General features: G+C 63.2%; 15 protein-coding genes. 8 read left to right on the forward strand and 7 right to left on the reverse strand.

Features of this window, described 5'->3' with window-relative positions; all coding sequences use genetic code 11:
* Positions 1-31 precede the first annotated feature (31 nt).
* The 6 genes from Q8K08_RS12355 (at position 32) to Q8K08_RS12380 (ending at position 6,795) form a co-directional block, all read left to right on the forward strand.
* Positions 32-685 (forward strand): TetR/AcrR family transcriptional regulator, encoded by a 654-nt coding sequence (locus Q8K08_RS12355; protein ID WP_305250257.1) that lies wholly within the window; start codon positions 32-34, stop codon positions 683-685.
* The gene (locus Q8K08_RS12360; RefSeq protein WP_305250258.1) at positions 682-1,857 is read left to right on the forward strand and encodes a pyridoxal phosphate-dependent aminotransferase; all 1,176 of its coding nucleotides are present in this window, start codon (positions 682-684) and stop codon (positions 1,855-1,857) included. The genes Q8K08_RS12355 and Q8K08_RS12360 overlap by 4 nt, the downstream gene beginning before the upstream one ends.
* Before the next feature lie 3 nt (positions 1,858-1,860).
* Complete coding sequence (locus Q8K08_RS12365; protein WP_305250259.1) at positions 1,861-3,429, forward strand: 5-guanidino-2-oxopentanoate decarboxylase; 1,569 nt, start codon at positions 1,861-1,863, stop codon at positions 3,427-3,429.
* Positions 3,430-3,575: 146 nt separating this feature from the next.
* Positions 3,576-4,121: a peptidoglycan-binding protein gene (locus tag Q8K08_RS12370; RefSeq protein WP_304798467.1), complete on the forward strand. Its 546-nt coding sequence runs from the start codon at positions 3,576-3,578 to the stop codon at positions 4,119-4,121.
* A 194-nt stretch (positions 4,122-4,315) separates the two neighbouring features.
* Positions 4,316-4,855 (forward strand): RNA polymerase sigma factor, encoded by a 540-nt coding sequence (locus Q8K08_RS12375; protein WP_305250260.1) that lies wholly within the window; start codon positions 4,316-4,318, stop codon positions 4,853-4,855.
* On the forward strand, positions 4,852-6,795 hold the full coding sequence (locus Q8K08_RS12380; protein ID WP_305250261.1) for a VWA domain-containing protein: 1,944 nt from the start codon (positions 4,852-4,854) through the stop codon (positions 6,793-6,795). The genes Q8K08_RS12375 and Q8K08_RS12380 overlap by 4 nt, the downstream gene beginning before the upstream one ends.
* A 69-nt stretch (positions 6,796-6,864) precedes the next feature.
* Here Q8K08_RS12380 and Q8K08_RS12385 read toward each other — a convergent pair whose 3' ends face one another.
* From Q8K08_RS12385 to Q8K08_RS12395, 3 genes are all read right to left on the reverse strand, one after another.
* Positions 6,865-7,329 carry an Hsp20 family protein gene (locus Q8K08_RS12385; protein ID WP_305250262.1) on the reverse strand — a complete coding sequence of 155 codons (465 nt, stop codon included), beginning with the start codon at positions 7,327-7,329 and terminating at the stop codon, positions 6,865-6,867.
* Positions 7,330-7,471: 142 nt separating this feature from the next.
* On the reverse strand, positions 7,472-8,311 hold the full coding sequence (locus tag Q8K08_RS12390; RefSeq protein ID WP_305250263.1) for a serine protease: 840 nt from the start codon (positions 8,309-8,311) through the stop codon (positions 7,472-7,474).
* Positions 8,308-9,165, reverse strand: coding sequence for a serine protease (locus tag Q8K08_RS12395; RefSeq protein ID WP_304802191.1), 858 nt, complete (start codon positions 9,163-9,165; stop codon positions 8,308-8,310). The genes Q8K08_RS12390 and Q8K08_RS12395 overlap by 4 nt, the downstream gene beginning before the upstream one ends.
* A gap of 170 nt (positions 9,166-9,335) precedes the next feature.
* Between Q8K08_RS12395 and Q8K08_RS12400 the strand changes: the two genes are divergently transcribed.
* A complete protein-coding gene (locus Q8K08_RS12400; protein WP_304802193.1) occupies positions 9,336-9,731 on the forward strand; it encodes a hypothetical protein in 396 nt (131 codons plus the stop codon).
* 14 nt (positions 9,732-9,745) lie between these two features.
* Here the strand turns inward: Q8K08_RS12400 and glcF are convergent, their stop codons facing one another.
* The 3 genes from glcF to Q8K08_RS12415 all read right to left on the reverse strand — a co-directional run bounded on the left by glcF (position 9,746) and on the right by Q8K08_RS12415 (position 13,660).
* A complete protein-coding gene (gene glcF / locus Q8K08_RS12405; protein WP_305250265.1) occupies positions 9,746-11,038 on the reverse strand; it encodes a glycolate oxidase subunit GlcF in 1,293 nt (430 codons plus the stop codon).
* A gap of 1 nt (position 11,039) precedes the next feature.
* A complete protein-coding gene (locus Q8K08_RS12410; RefSeq protein WP_305250266.1) occupies positions 11,040-12,128 on the reverse strand; it encodes an FAD-binding protein in 1,089 nt (362 codons plus the stop codon).
* A gap of 98 nt (positions 12,129-12,226) precedes the next feature.
* The gene (locus Q8K08_RS12415; RefSeq protein WP_304802199.1) at positions 12,227-13,660 is read right to left on the reverse strand and encodes an FAD-linked oxidase C-terminal domain-containing protein; all 1,434 of its coding nucleotides are present in this window, start codon (positions 13,658-13,660) and stop codon (positions 12,227-12,229) included.
* A gap of 111 nt (positions 13,661-13,771) precedes the next feature.
* Here Q8K08_RS12415 and Q8K08_RS12420 point away from each other — a divergent pair, with 111 nt between their 5' ends.
* Positions 13,772-14,461 carry a DUF599 domain-containing protein gene (locus tag Q8K08_RS12420; RefSeq protein WP_304802201.1) on the forward strand — a complete coding sequence of 230 codons (690 nt, stop codon included), beginning with the start codon at positions 13,772-13,774 and terminating at the stop codon, positions 14,459-14,461.
* On the opposite strand, the gene Q8K08_RS12425 is transcribed toward Q8K08_RS12420, so the two are convergent.
* Positions 14,445-15,692 carry an NAD(P)/FAD-dependent oxidoreductase gene (locus Q8K08_RS12425; RefSeq protein WP_304802203.1) on the reverse strand — a complete coding sequence of 416 codons (1,248 nt, stop codon included), beginning with the start codon at positions 15,690-15,692 and terminating at the stop codon, positions 14,445-14,447. The two genes, Q8K08_RS12420 and Q8K08_RS12425, sit on opposite strands and share 17 nt — an antisense overlap.
* Positions 15,693-15,748: the final 56 nt, after the last annotated feature.

Genomic DNA, 15,748 nt, shown 5'->3' on the forward strand with positions numbered 1-15,748 from the left:
CAATTATACAGGTGTATAACAGGATGCCGCTATGGTTGAAGACCGCCGCCCCTATCGCCGCGAATCGCAAGAGCAACGCCGCGAAGCGTTGATCAACTCGGCGCTGCATTTGCTGGCCCAAGGCGGGCCGCAAGCAGCCACGGTGCGGGCGATTGCCGAACGGGCGAACATTTCGCCGGGGCTGATCCGGCATTATTTTGACTCCAAAGACGATCTGACCCGTGCGGCCTATGCCGCGTTGATGGACCGGATGACCGTGGAAAGTCTGGCGGCAACGGAAGGCATCAGCGACGATCCGGCGGCGCAGCTTGCGGCCTTTGTCGCGGTCAGCCTGCGGCCTCCGGTCATGGATGGCGATCGTGTGCGGCTTTGGGCCGGCTTTTTGCATCATGTTCGCCGCGATCCGCGAATGCATGATGTGCACAAGGCGACCTATCTGGGCTACCGCGACCGGTTGCAGGCGTTGATTCAGGCGTTGCCCGGCAGGTCCGATCCAGCCAAGGCGCGTGCGCTGGCGATTGCCTGCAATGCGGTTATTGACGGGCTGTGGCTGGAGGGCGGGACATTGCCAGACAGTTTCGCCGCTGGCGAGATAGAGCAGATCGGCCTGACTGCCATATCCGCCATTCTTGACATACCACTGCCAACCCATACCCCTACCTCCAACCCTCCCGAGGTTTCATGAAATACGCTGCAGTGCTTGACGATCTGGCTGGTTTGGGCGGGGCCAAATGGGGGGTCCATCTGCGCGCCCGCGCGCTCAAGGCCGAGGGACGGCAGGTGTTGGAGCTGACGATCGGCGAGCCGGACACGCCGCCGCCCGCCCGTCTGGTAGAGGTGGCAGCCGCTGCGATGACCGCCGGGCGCACCGGGTATTCTAACGGGCGCGGTGAGTCCGGGCTGCTCCAAGCCCTCGCCGACCGCTATACGGCGCGGCGCGGGCGCAGCTTTTCTTCCGACCAGTTCCTGTGCCTGCCCGGCACCCAGACCGTGCTTTATATGGCCTTGCGCGCCTTGGCCCAAGCGGGCGATGAGGTGTTGGTGGGCGATCCGATGTATGCCACCTATGAAGGCGTTATCCGGGCCAGCGGGGCCACCATGGTCCCGGTGCCCTTGCGCCCTGAACATGGATTTAGGATGCAGGCCGCAGATGTAGCGGCACGGATCACGCCGCGCAGCCGGGTCTTGTTCCTGAACACCCCACATAACCCGACCGGGGCGGTGCTGCGACCAGACGACATTGCGGCACTGGGCGAGATCGCCCGCGCCCATGATCTGTGGATCCTGTCGGATGAGGTCTATGAGGAGTTGGTGTTTGACGGCACCGATTTTCACTCGCCGCTGTCGCATCCTGATCTGGTGGACCGGGTGATCGCGGCTTCGTCGATCTCTAAGTCCCATGCTGCACCAGGGTTCCGGTCTGGCTGGTGCGTGGGTCCTGCCGAATTTACCGCGCGCGCCCTGCCCTTGGCGGAAACCATGCTGTTCGGCAATCAACCGTTTCTGGCGGATGCCACGGCAGATGCAATTGCGGTGCCCTCGCCCGTCGCGGGGGGGATGGCCGCACGCTATGCGGCGCGGGCGCGGATGCTGGCCGATGTGCTGGACGGTGTAGCGGGCCTGCAGGTGCATCGCCCCGATGCGGGGATGTTTGCACTGCTGGACATTCGCGCAAGCGGCATGACAGGCGAGGCGTTTGCGCTGGCGCTGCTGGAGACCGATGGCGTCGCCTGCATGCCGGGGGAAAGTTTCGGCGATGGGCTGGCAGGCTGGCTGCGGATCAGCCTGACCCAGCCCGATACGGTTATGGCCGAGGCCGCAGCGCGGATTGCGCGCTTTGCACAGCGGGGGGTATAGGCGATGGCTACAGTGGGTATGCGTCTGGTTGAGGGTCTTGCGGCGCGCGGGGTCGAGGTGGTGTTCGGTATTCCCGGCGTGCACACGGTAGAGCTGTATCGCGGCTTGGCCGGGTCATCCGTGCGCCATGTGACGGCGCGGCAGGAACAAGGCGCGGCCTTTATGGCCGATGGCTATGCGAGGGTCACGGGGCGGCCGGGGGTGGCGTTTGTCATCACCGGGCCGGGGCTGACCAATGCGTTGACTGCAATGGCGCAGGCTCGCGCCGATTCGGTGCCGATGCTGGTGGTGTCAGGGGTCAACCGGCGCGACAGTCTGGGTCAGGGCTTTGGTCTGCTGCATGAATTGCCCGATCAGGCCGGGATGGTGCGCGCGCTGTGCCCAACGTTGCGGGTCAGCGCGCCCGAAATGCTGGGGCCAGTACTGGACCGGGCCTTTGCGCTGATGCTGGGCGCGCGTCCCGGCCCGGTGCATATCGAAGTGCCCACAGACGTGATGGCGCTGGAGGCAGGCACCGTGACCGCCCCTGTGCCGCTGGCTTTGCGCGCCGCCGATGCTGGCGCAGTGGCCGAGGCGGTGTCCCGGCTGAACAGCGCGCGGCGGGTGGTCATTCTGGCGGGTGGCGGGGCGAAGGCGGCGGCAGCGCCACTACGGGCGCTGGCCGCAGCCTTGGATGCGCCCGTCGTGCAGACGGTAAACGCGCGCGGGGTGATGTTTGGCCACGCGCTTTCGGTTCCGGCGTCTCCCAGTCTTGATGCCGTGCGGGCGCTGATTGCCGGGGCAGACCTTGTGCTGGCGGTGGGCACCGAACTGGGGCCGACGGATTACGACATGTATGTGCGCGGCGGCTTTCCCGACCTGTCTGGCATGATCCGCATAGACGTTTGCGCCGAACAACTGGCCCGGCACCCGGCCGGGCTGCGGCTACAGGCCGATGCCGGGCTGACACTCACGGCGCTGGCTGATGCGCAGCCCCGGCAGGCCGATGGTTCGGCACGGGCCGAGGCCTGCCGGATCGCCGCGCGCGCCGAACTGGCAAGGCTGCACCCGGCGATGCACACACAACTGGCCATGGTCGAGGCGATGCGCGACGCCCTGCCCGGCGCAATCATTGTGGGCGACAGCACCCAGCCGGTCTATGCGGCCAACCTGTTCTACGATCACGACCGGGCGGGCGGCTGGTTCAACGCCGCCACCGGCTACGGTGCCTTGGGCTTTGGTCCCGGTGCCGCTATTGGCGCCGCTCTGGCCGCGCCCGGCGTGCCGGTGGTCTGTTTAATTGGCGATGGTGGGTTACAATTCAGCGCCGCTGAACTGCGCACCGCCCGCGATGAAGGCTTGCCCATCAGCTTTGTCGTCTGGAACAATGCTGGCTATCGCGAGATTGCCGAGGCCATGGCGGGCGCGGGCACACAGGTGATCGGCTGCGATCCTTCACCGCTGAGCCTCGCCCCCTTTGCCGAGGCATGCGGGCTGCCCTTTGTCAGCCTTTTGCCCGACCCGGGCGCGCTGCGCAGTACCTTGCAACAGCCCCAGACCGGGCCACGGCTGATAGAGCTACGGGCACCCTAAGAAAATTGGCCCGCTAACACCTTGATTCAAAACACGCTATCTCATAGCAGCGCGGCGTTTTTGCCTAGCGCGGCGCAACATCGCATATCTTTTCCCATCACAGCGGCGCTCTGCTCAGCCCGCGATACAATGGGAAAGGACACCCGATGTTTAAGACCGCAAAGACCGCTGCTATCACTGCCGTGACCGCGCTTTCAATTGCCATCACTGCAGCTGCTCCTGCACATGCCTTGGGCAAGAATGAGCGCAACTTTCTGAAAGGCGTCGCCGCCACCGTTATCATCGGCGCGCTGATCAATGATGCGCAGGCCCGTCAGCCGCAACCGCAGCCGGTGTATCGCCCGCAGCCACAGCCACAGCCCCAGTATCGCCCGCATCCGCAACCGCAGCCACAACACCACTACCGCCCGCGTCAGGATCATCACCACAGCACCAGTGGCCGGGTGATCGGGTCGAACGCGTCGGTCCATTCGACCATCGCGGCGCAGTCATTCAACAGCTATTCGGTAGCGCAACGCCGCGCGATCCAAAGCCGCCTGCGCGCCTTTGGCTATTACAACGGTGGCATTGACGCCGCCTTTGGTCCCGGCACCTACAACGCCGTGGTGGCCTACGCCCGTGACAGCGGCGGCGAGCGTCAGTTGCAGACCCGTGCCGGCACCTTCGGGATCTATGACAGCCTGATCTACTGATCCCTGCCCCGTTTCGAGTAGCGCTTTGCCGGACTGTCCCCATGGCAAAGCGTACCCCGCGCCCCGGTCCTCCCCAGACCGGGGCGCATCTTTGTGGAAAGCCCGTTTTCAATGCGCCATAACTTTGATTTCGATGCGCCCAAACGTTCACCAAGGATTGCCCCTTGGCCCGCGTCTGACCTATCGTGATGTTGATGGAAACGCCCGACGAAAACCTTGCTTTGGCCGCTGCCAGCGGTGACCGCGCTGCTTTTGCGGCGCTGGTGACTCGGCATTACGACCGGATCTTTGCGCTTGGCTGGCGGCTGACAGGCAACAAGGCCGAGGCCGAAGATCTGGCGCAAGACATCTGCGCCGCCCTGCCACACCGCTTGCGCGGCTGGCGGGCAGAGGCGCGGTTCACCACATGGCTTTACCGTGTGGTGGTCAATGCCGCCCACGATGCAAGGCGGCGTGCGGCGGTGCGCAACCGTGCCGCAGATGGCTGGGGCGATCGGGAAATCGCCCGGCAGGATGCAATGGCCGAAGACCGCGCCGCGCAAGATTGGCTGATGGCGGCGATGGCGCAGCTGCCGGTCGAATTGCGCGACACCGTGGCGCTGGTTCTGGGCGAGGAGTTGACGCAGGCCGAGGCCGGTTTGGTGCTGGGCCTGTCCGAAGGCACGATTGCCTGGCGGATGTCAGAGGTAAAGAAACGGCTGCGCGCCATGGCCGCCGAGGAGGCAAAGGCATGACCCGCGACCCTGACTTTGAAAAGCTAAAAGCCGCGCTGAAAGCCGCGCCCGCCAGTGACCCTGCCGCTAAAGTGGCGGCTTTGGCCCGCGCAATGGACGCTTATGAAGATTCTGCGCTCTCCGGCCAAGGATCGAACGATCCCCCGCGTTCCACTGCTGACCGCCAGCCAAAGGCGGGGTTTGCAAGCGGAGTGCGCAAGATGCTGAATGCCTTGAAACTGAAACCCGTGCTGGCCGCCACAACCTCTGCCGCCGCTTTGGCGGTCGGTCTGATTGTGTTCTTGCCGCAATCCGAGGCGCCGCCCGAACGCCTGGCCGCACCAACCCCGGTCGCCCCAGCCCCCGCTGCCGCGCCGGAACCCGCGCCTGAGGCGATCATGACCCGCAAGGCCACCCCCGCCGAAGTTGCCGCCCCACAAGATGGCGTGGCAGATCTGGCGATGGAAGCGCCGGTGGTAGAGCCGTCACTTTCGGGCCTGCCCGCGCCAGACCAAAGAGCCTTGCCGCCTGAAAGCGCCGAGCAATTTGCCAATGCGGACGCAAACCCGGTGCAGGTCACACGCGATGCCCCGGTATCCACTTTCTCGGTTGACGTGGATACCGCATCTTATGCCTTTGTCCGCGACAGTCTGATGGGAGGTTATCTTCCTGACCCCGAGGCTGTGCGCGTCGAGGAGATGCTGAATTACTTCCCCTTTGCCTACCCGGCCCCCGATGTCGGAGAGGCCCCATTCCGCCCGACCGTGACAGTGATGCCAACGCCTTGGAACGCCGGCACGCGATTGGTGCACATCGCTTTGCAAGGGCGACTTCCCGAGATTGAAGCGCGCCCACCGCTCAACCTTGTGTTCCTGATCGACACCTCTGGCTCGATGGACGACCCAAACAAACTGCCGCTGCTAAAGCAATCACTGGCCTTGATGCTGGGCGAATTGCGCCCTGCGGATCAGGTGGCGATTGTGGCCTATGCCGGATCGGCGGGCGAAGTGCTGCCCCCGACCCCGGCCAGTGAACGCGCAACGATCCTTGCCGCGCTGAACCGGCTGGACGCAGGCGGCTCGACAGCAGGGGCCGAGGGGCTGACACTGGCCTATCGCCTTGCCGAAAGCATGACCGCGGCGGGCGAGGTCAGCCGCATCCTGCTGGCCACCGATGGCGATTTCAACGTCGGCATCGATGACCCCGAGGGGTTAGAGGCCTTTGTCGCCCGCAAGCGGTCTACCGGGGTTTACCTGTCGGTGCTGGGCTTTGGCCGGGGCACTCTGGATGATGCGGTGATGCAGTCGTTGGCGCAGAACGGCAACGGAACAGCCGCCTATATCGACACGCTGCAAGAAGCGCGCAAGGTGCTGGTGGATCAGTTGACGGGCGTGTTGTTCCCGATTGCCGATGATGTGAAGATACAGGTCGAATGGAACCCGGCGCAGGTCGCGGAATACCGGCTGATCGGCTATGAAACCCGCGCTTTGCGGCGCGAGGATTTCAACAATGACGCGGTAGATGCAGGTGACATCGGCGCAGGTCATGCGGTAACGGCACTCTATGAGGTGACCGCACCGGGCAGCCCCGCCCTGCTGCACGATCCTTTGCGCTATGGCGCTGTGGTCGCCGATGCAATGGCAGATGCAGCCGCAACCGGCGCCATTGCAGAAGACGCGCCTGAACTGGGTTTTTTGCGCCTGCGCTACAAGGCCCCGCGTGAAACTGTCAGCGCACTGATCGAAGTTCCCATCGTCGCAGGCACCGAAGTTACGCAAGATGCCCGCTTTGCCACCGCCATCGCCGGGTTCGGCCAGTTGCTTCGCGGTTCGGTCTATCTGGGCGATTGGGGCTGGGATCAGGCGATAGATCTGGCCGAAGCCAACCGGGGAGAAGACCGCTTTGGCTATCGGATAGAGGCGGTCAATCTGATGCGGCTGGCGCAATCTTTGGCGCGCTGAGGTCTTGGCAAAAAATGGCCCGCCAGACTGTCTCTGGCGGGCAATTGCTTTGGGTCAGGTCAGAAAAGCTCAGACCGTGGTGCTTGACAGTGCATGCGCCTCAACATCGGCGGTGCGGCCAATTTCGATCCGACGGGGCTTCAACGCCTCGGGAGTCTCACGGATCAGGTCGATGTGCAGCATCCCGTGCTCATGCACCGCGCCCGTCACGCGGACATGATCGGCCAGCGCAAAGCGACGTTCAAATGCGCGGGTGGCAATACCACGGTGCAGATAGGTTTTGCCCTCAGGCTCGGGAGCTTTGCGGGCGGTGACGTGCAACGCGCCTTCCTTTACCTCGACCGACAATTCGTCAGGGGTAAAACCGGCAACGGCGACAGAGATGCGGTAAGCATCATCCGCAGTCTTTTCAATGTTATAGGGCGGATAGGTTGGCTGAGCCACATCGGCAGACAGCGCGCGATCCATCAGGTCGGCAATGCGGTCAAAGCCAACGGTGGCACGGTACAGTGGGGCAAGATCAAAGCTACGCATGGGTCATCCTTTTCGAAAGCGATGCAATGTGTGGCCCCCCGGTCAGGGGCGGGCCATGGTCAGATCCGGGCCCGTTGTGGCACCCGGATGATGCAAAGTTAGGGAGCGCAAAACCGCGTTTCAAGAGGGTGCCGCGCGCGTTTCAGTTGCCCGGCGGTCGCAGAAACCGCGCGCCGCCCGCGCTGCGGTCGGTCGTCCCTGCGCCAATGCGGCGGGCCGTGGGGGCGGCCTCGCGCGCCTCGATGACACCCCGGCCAGCGCGTAACTGCGCCTTGAGGTCAGACACCAACTGCGGCAGCTCCATACCAAAGGCCACGGTTTTATCCTTGTCGTTGAGCCCGCCCGAGATAATCGACACGATCCGCGCACGGCCTCGGCTGCGATCAAACACCGGTGCGCCGGACGAGCCAAAGGTCACATCGCAATCCACCGCAATCAACCCTTGTTCCCGACCCAGCACCGTGCAGGCACGCTGCCACGACAGCGCCGCATCGCGCCCACGGGCATAAGACACCACGCTGACCACATCCCCGGTGCCGGGGCGGTCAACGGCAAAGGGCGGCGCCAGCGCGGTGGAAATCGGGGTGGAAAGCTCCAAGAGTGCCACATCATAGCGCATCTGCAAGGCCGTCTGCAGGCCACTCAATGACGGCTGATAGCGCTGATGCGCGGTGGCGCGGGCGACCTGTGCGTCCGCCACCGACACGCCATCCGCATGGCCCGCACGAAAGGTGATGCTGCCCACCGGATGCGCCGAGCCACCGGGACCGAACAGGCAATGCGCGGCGGTCAGCACCAGATCGGCGGCAATCAGCGTGCCGGTGCAGGAATGGGCATTGCCCACATCCACCCGGCCCACGGCCTTCCAACTGGTGATCTGATCGGGGCGGGCAAGCCGCTCCAGCCCAGAGTTCTGCGCCAGTGCCACTGTCGGCATCACACCGATCGCCACCGCCAGACAAATGGCGATGACGCGGATCACGGCTGCACGAACTTTCCGCCCGCCCCACCAGACAGCACCCGCACATTGGCGGGCCGCAGCCGGGAACCGCTTTCGGCCAGTTTGGTTCGCAGAAAATCGACGTGATCCGCCAGCGGCGTGCCCAAAGACACTTTCTGGCCATCCACCTCGGCCTTGGCCGAAATAACCGACACAATCCGCAACGCTCCATCGCGCAACGAAAACACCGGCGCCCCGGACGAACCGAAATCGACATCACAAGACAAGACAAGGGTATCAGCGACGGTTCCCGGCTTGGGCGCCACGCCCGCGCGCAACATGGATTGTCGGCCCAGCACATGGCAGACCTGCTGCAAAGATGGCGCATCGGCCCGGTCCTGCGCATAGGACACAACGCCAACCTCATCCCCGGTGCGTGGCCGTGTATCAGTGGCATAGGGTCGAATGGACGGCAGACGGATCGGCTGATCCAGTTGCAACAGTGCGACATCATACGGCACGCGCTGCACGCTGTCGCGACCGCCATAGACATATTCCGGATGAGCCAAGACTTTGCTGACACCGCGATAGGCTGCCGCGCGCCCGTTCCGCCAGCCTGCCAGAAACTGGATGGTGGTCGCGTCGATGCTGACGCCGGTTTCCTTGTCAAACAGGCAATGCGCGGCGGTCAGCACCAGATCTTCGGCGATCAGTGCCCCGGTGCAAAACCCACGGTCGCCCAGATTTAGCCGCCCGACCGCCTCCCACCCGCGCGAGTCATCCCCGGTTTGCAGGCTGCGCAGCCCCTTGTCCTGAGCAAACCCTGCCCCGACCAGGCCCATGACAGGGCCGACAAGGGCGGCAAACGCAATCGCTATGACTCGAGTCGAACGCATGAAACCTCCATAACCCGTGCCATGCGCAGTGCCTGTCGAGTTGGGCAGATTTATGGCCCTATTCATCTTGTTTGGCCAGCGCCCGGTCTGCGCCAGCTGATGCTTGTCCCGATTCGCTATTCAGGTTAACCTGCAAGTATCCATTCATGTCTTAACCAACAGGTGATCTGATGCGTAAATCCGTTCTTATGGTGCTTCCCCTGATCGTTGGTCTGGCCACCCCGGTCGCGGCTGATCCTACCGTCGGCCTTGGTGTTACCTTTACTTGGGGCGGTGGGTCGCAAGGTGATACCGGCATCGGCCTGCGGGTATTTTCCGACAATAAACGCAGCGAATTTGTTGGCTCGCTTGGCGTAGATTACATGCTGAAATCGCAACGCATCCGGCCGAATATCGGCATCGCCTATCTGGCTGCGAAAAGCTATGTCGGCATGGATATCGGTTTTGGCTTTGGTGGCGAAGGCCTCGATGTGGGCGTCGGTCTGGGTCTGGCAAACACCAAGCGCAAAGTGGCGGCTGCAGCGCCTCCGCCCGTTGAATCTGAGACAGATCTCATTTTGGACTGAGAAGATTAAAAACGTCAGTCCCGCGCCGCCAAGGCGCGGGGCTTCGGCCCGCCGGTTGCCCAATCCAGCAATTCCACCGTATGCACGATGGGCACCTGCGTTCCCGATCCGATCTGCATCATGCAGCCGATATTGCCCGCAGCGATGATATCGGGCGTCTTCGCCTCCAGCGTCTGCACCTTGCGCGCCTTCAGCTGCTGGCTGATTTCAGGCTGCAACAGGTTATAGGTGCCAGCCGAGCCACAGCACAGATGGCTGTCAGCCGGTTCCACCACCGTAAAGCCCGCGCGTTTCAGCAGATCCTTGGGCAAGGTCTTGATCTGCTGGCCGTGCTGCAGGCTGCACGCGGCGTGATAAGCCACCTTGATGCCCTTTGGCGCGCCTTCGGGCAGGGTCAGTTTGGTCAGCACTTCCGACACATCCATCGCCAACCCGGCAATCGTAGCGGCATCCGCAGCCAAAGGATCATTGCGGAACATATGGCCGTAATCCTTGATCGTGGTGCCGCAGCCGCTGGTGTTGATCACAACCGCATCCAGACCCGCGCCGTTCTTCTCATCCATCCACGCCCGGATATTGGCAGCGGCCGCGCCATGCGCCAGATCTGACTTGCCCATATGATGCGTCAGCGCCCCGCAGCAGCCCGCGCCTTGCGCCACCACCACCTCGGCCCCCAAGCGGCGCAGAATGCGGATGGTGGCATCGTTGATATCGGTGTTCAGCGCCTTTTGCGCACAGCCCGTCATCAGCGCCACCCGCATCCGCTTTGGCGCTGTCGGCACAAAGGTCTGCGGATCGTCATTGCGACTGACCGGCGGAATCGGCACTGCCGCCATATCCAGCATCGCCCGCAGTCGCGCATCCGGCACCAGTGCCCGGAACGGCCGGGCCAGCTTTGCCCCCAGCATGGCCACCCGGAACCGCATCGGATGCGGGATGATCCACGCCAGCACAGCCCGCAGCATCCGGTCCATCAACGGACGCTTGTAGGTCGCCTCGATATACTCGCGCGCATGGTCCACCAGATGCATGTAATGCACACCGCTGGGGCAGGTGGTCATACAGGCCAGACAAGACAGGCAGCGGTCAATATGCTTGACCGTCTGAGCGTCTGCGGGGCGGCCCTGCTCCAGCATCTCCTTGATCAGATAAATCCGCCCCCTCGGGCTGTCCAGCTCATCGCCCAGCACCTGATAGGTCGGGCAGGTCGCGGTGCAAAAGCCGCAATGCACGCAGGTGCGCAAGACCTCATTGGCACGGGCGATGCCGGGGTCGCGCAATTGTTCTGGGGTAAAGGTGGTTTGCATGTCAGGCGTCCATCAATCCGGTGTTCAAAATATCGCGCGGGTCAAATTTCGCGCGCAGGCCACGGGTCAGCACCGCCACACCGGGCAGCTCGGGCGGGAACGCCCCCGGCCCGACGCAGCCCCGCACCCGCGTTGCATGGCCCTCAAACCCGGCAATCCGCCCCCGAAGATCGGCACCGGCCTCCACCAACGCCCAGATCAAGCCGCCGCCCCAGTCATAAAGCACCGCATCCGCCCCCATCTGCGCCACAATCGCCGGCGCATCCGACGGCTTGACCGACAGCCGCCAAACATCGCCCTTGGCCGCATGAAACGGCGCAACATCGCGGATTCCCGCCCAGCGCGCCGTGCCCTCCTCAACCTCGACCGCACCAAACCCAGCCAGATGCCGCTGCAACTGCCCGGCGCGATACGCGACCGAGGCCGAAAACCCCTCAATCCGCAGGAATGTCCCCTGGCCCGGCCAATGCGCCGCACCGCTTACCTCAAAAGGCGATCCCAGCGCAGCCGCCATCGCCTCCACCGCCTGCTGGTCGGACAAGCCGTGCAAGATCAACGTGGCCCCGGCTTCCGGCACCGGCAGCAGTTTGAAAGCCACCTCCGAGATCACCCCAAGTGTGCCCCATGACCCGGCCATCAGCTTGACCAGATCATAGCCGGTAACATTCTTCATCACCCGCCCGCCGTTCTTGATCACAGTGCCCGCGCCATCCACAAAGCGCACCCCAATCAGGCTGTCGCGGCAGGCGCCCGACTGCACCCGGCGCGGTCCGCTGGCATTGGCGGCGACCACCCCGCCCAACGTGCTATGCCCCTCGCGCCCCAACAGGCCTCGCATGTCCGGCACCTCAAAGGGTAGTCGTTGCCCCTCGGCGGCCAAAAGCGCCTCCACCTGCGCCAAAGGCGTCCCCGCCCCCGCCACCAGTGTCAGCGCGCCGGGCTCATAAAGCGCAACGCCAGACAAGCCGCCAGTCTCCAGCACCTCACCAGCACAAGCCCCGATGGTCCGGGTGCCACCGCCCCGCACCACAATCGGCCCCGCTGCGCTACGGATGAACTCGGCCAGTTGGGCCTCGGAAGTCGGCTTCATGGATTGCTGCTTTCAAAATACTCTCGGGGTAACTCAGCGGTTTCGCCATCGGTTCAAGAAACCGCTGAGCTTGGGGGGGCAGGCAGCCCCCGGCGGTTTCAGGCAGCGCGCCGCCCGGCGGTCACACTCAATGGAAACACCTTGGCCGGGTTCAACAGCCAGCGCGGATCAAACACATCCTTGACCCACAATTGCGCTTCCAGATCCTCGGGTGCGAATTGCACGTTCATCAGATCGCGCTTTTCAATTCCCACCCCATGCTCGCCTGTCAGGCAGCCGCCGACCTCGACACACAGCCGCAGAATATCGGCACCCAAAGCCTCACATTTTTCCAGATCTCCGGGCTTGTTGGCGTCAAACAGGATCAACGGGTGCATGTTGCCGTCGCCTGCATGAAACACATTGGCCACATCAAGCCCGATCTCTTTCGACATCTCGCCGATGCGTCGCAGCACGTAAGGCAAGGACGAGACCGGGATCGTGCCATCCAGACACATGTAGTCATTGATCTGCCCCATCGCGCCAAACGCAGATTTGCGGCCCAGCCAGATGCGCTTGGCCTGATCCTCATCAGCGGCCTCGCGGAACTCTACCGGGTTGTGGCGCAGGGCGATGGTCTTGATCAGCGCCAATTGCTCGTCGATCTCGGCCGGACTGCCCTCAACCTCGATGATCAACAGCGCCTCGCACATTGGATAGCCCGCCTTGGCAAAGGCCTCGGTCGCCTCAATGCAGGGACGGTCCATGAATTCAATAGCCACCGGCAAGACTCCCGCTTTGATGATGTCAGACACGCATTCGCCTGCCACCTCGTTGCTGTCAAACCCCACCAGCACAGGCCGCGCCCCTTCGGGTTTGGGCAGGATGCGCAGGGTGGCTTCTGTCACCACGCCCAACTGCCCCTCGGATCCGCAGATCACGCCAAGCAGGTCCAACCCGCCCGCGTCCATATAGGGCCCGCCGATTTCCAGCACCGTTCCATCCATCTGCACCAGCGTCACGCCCAACAGGTTGTTGGTCGTCACACCGTATTTCAGGCAATGCGCCCCGCCCGAGTTCATCGCGATATTGCCCGCAATCGCGCAGGCCAACTGGCTGGACGGGTCGGGCGCATAGAAAAAGCCGTCCGCCTCGACCGCCCCCGTGACCGACAGGTTGGTCCGGCCCGATTGCACCCGGATAAAGCGGTTGTCGTAATCGGTCTCAAGCACGCCATTCATCCGCGCCACACCAAGGATCACGCAATCTGCCGTCGGCAATGCGCCACCCGCCAATGACGTGCCCGATCCGCGCGGCACCACCGGCACGCCCTCCTCAAAGCAGATGCGCAGCACGTCCGACACTTCTGCGGTCGTGCGCGGCAGCACCACCGCCAGAGGTGGGCAACGATAGGCCGTCAACGCGTCACATTCATAGGCGCGGGTTTCGGTTTCATCCTCGATCACGGCATCGCGTGGCAGCACTTGGCGCAGGCGCGCCACGATGTGCGATTTCGCAGACAAAACCATTGTGTTCGGCGCAGGCATTTCCATCGGCGTATCCCTTGGCTACACGTATTCAGCCAATCCTACAGCATGAATTGGTAAAATGAAATAACCAATTTTACCGTGGGAAAGGCGCGGGGCTTTGGCTACAGTCACGCCATGACATCCTTGCTTTCCACCTTTTCCCTTGATGCCCTTGACGGGATCGCGCTTGCGGTCCTGCTTCTGACATGGGCCATGACCGGCTGGCTGGCCGAACATCCGCCCGCAGCGCGGCCTTCGGTTTCGGCCTTGATGGCCACGTATCGCCGCGACTGGCTCCGGCAATTTGTGACACGCGCGCCGCGGATCTTCGACGCCAACATCATCGATTCGCTGCGGCAAAGCACAGCTTTCTTTGCCTCGGCCTCGATGATTGCCATTGGAGGCGGTGTCGCGCTGATCGGCAATGTGACCAAGCTGGAAGGGTTGGCGCAAGACCTGACGCTGGAAGCGGCGGGCGTGCGGGTTGAATTGAAGATCATTCTTGTCCTGGTATTTCTGGCCAATGCGCTGCTGAAATTCGTCTGGGCGCATAGGCTGTTTGGCTATTGCGCGATTCTGATGGCGGCCGTTCCCAACGATCCAGCAGACCCGCTGGCCTATCCCCGCGCGGCACAGGCAGCGGAAATCAACATCACGGCGGCCAAAAGTTTCAATCGCGGCCTGCAGTCGATCTATTTCGCGCTTGCCGCAATCACCTGGCTGCTTGGGCCATGGGCATTGATCGGGGCTGCTGTTGTGACCAGCATCGTTTTGCTCAGGCGCGAGTTTGCCTCTGTGTCGCGCGAAGTCATGCTGGCGCGTTAACCCGGCACTGCGCGACCACCTGCGCGGCCACCGATTCCCCCGACAGCCGCGCGCCAGAAGCGGTTTGCATCAGCGGGCCGGCCAGCGCTTCACCGGCAAACCAGATACGGTCGGCGACAGGCTCGGCCAGCGTGGTGCGGGCGGCAGATTTACCGGGGCGCGCAACGGCATAGGCCCCGCGCACATGGCGTTCCGCGCTCCATCTGGTCATGCAGCCATGCGTGATATGACCCCGGATGTCAGAACCGAAGATATCCGCCAACCGGTCGGTGGCGAAATCGACTGCGGCCTCTGGCCCTGCTGCTTCGATCTCCCACGCGAAATCACCGCCGACAAATCCGACCATCAGGTCAAGATCAAAGGGAAATGCCAGAAAGAACAGATCATGCCGCGCATGCCGTTCGATCAGCAGGTCGTCAAATGGCTCCAACCCCAGCCGAGTGCCGGAAACCGCAAGGGGAATCTTGGTCAAAAGCCCCATCGGCAGATCAAAAATCGCCTCTAGATGCGCGGGCGGCAAAGGCGGGTCAAACCGGATACCATCATATTGCAGCACCCCGGTCGAGACCGTGACAATCACCGCACGCGCCCGGATCTGGCCAAAGGGACCAGAAACCGTGACGCCCGGACCGTCATAGCTGATCTGCCGGACAGGCGCGTTCAGCGTCACCGACACGTCCGCGCCCCAGTGGTGGATCAGGGCGCCGAACCCCTCTTTGGTAAAGTAATTCGGGTCCAGATCGGCAGCCAACTTGAAATCTGAAATCGAGATTTCGTCATCATCCGCGCCAAAATCCATCGGCCCCGCAAAGGTTGAATTGGCGCGCAGATAATGGCAATTGGCGATCACACTGGACAAGCGGTCATCTGGCCCCTCATGCGCCGCGACACAGGCGGCCAGTGCTTCCTCGGCCTCGCGCATCTGGGCCATTTCGGCGTCAGAGGCTCGGCGGCTGCCAAACCACAGGTGATCCAGCGTCATATCGTGATGTTGCAGCGTCCAACCCGCAGCGCGTGCATCGGCAAAGAACGGGTTGCGGTCGGCCGCGTGCAACCAAGCGCAGCCAATGTCAAACGGCACCCCGAAATCGGTTGTGGTGGTCCATGCCCGCCCACCGATCCGGTCCATTGCCTCCAGAACCGCAACGGTCTGCCCCGCCGCACGAAGCGCTTTTGCGGCCCCAAGACCCGCCGCCCCAGCCCCAACGATAACAACATCCACCTCTGACATGACTTCCCCCAAAACATTTTCAAATGCTGGAAAGTCTGCCGTCTTGGGACGATTCG

It is taken from the genome of Pseudotabrizicola sp. (assembly GCF_030684215.1).
In the GTDB taxonomy this organism is placed as follows: domain Bacteria; phylum Pseudomonadota; class Alphaproteobacteria; order Rhodobacterales; family Rhodobacteraceae; genus Pseudotabrizicola.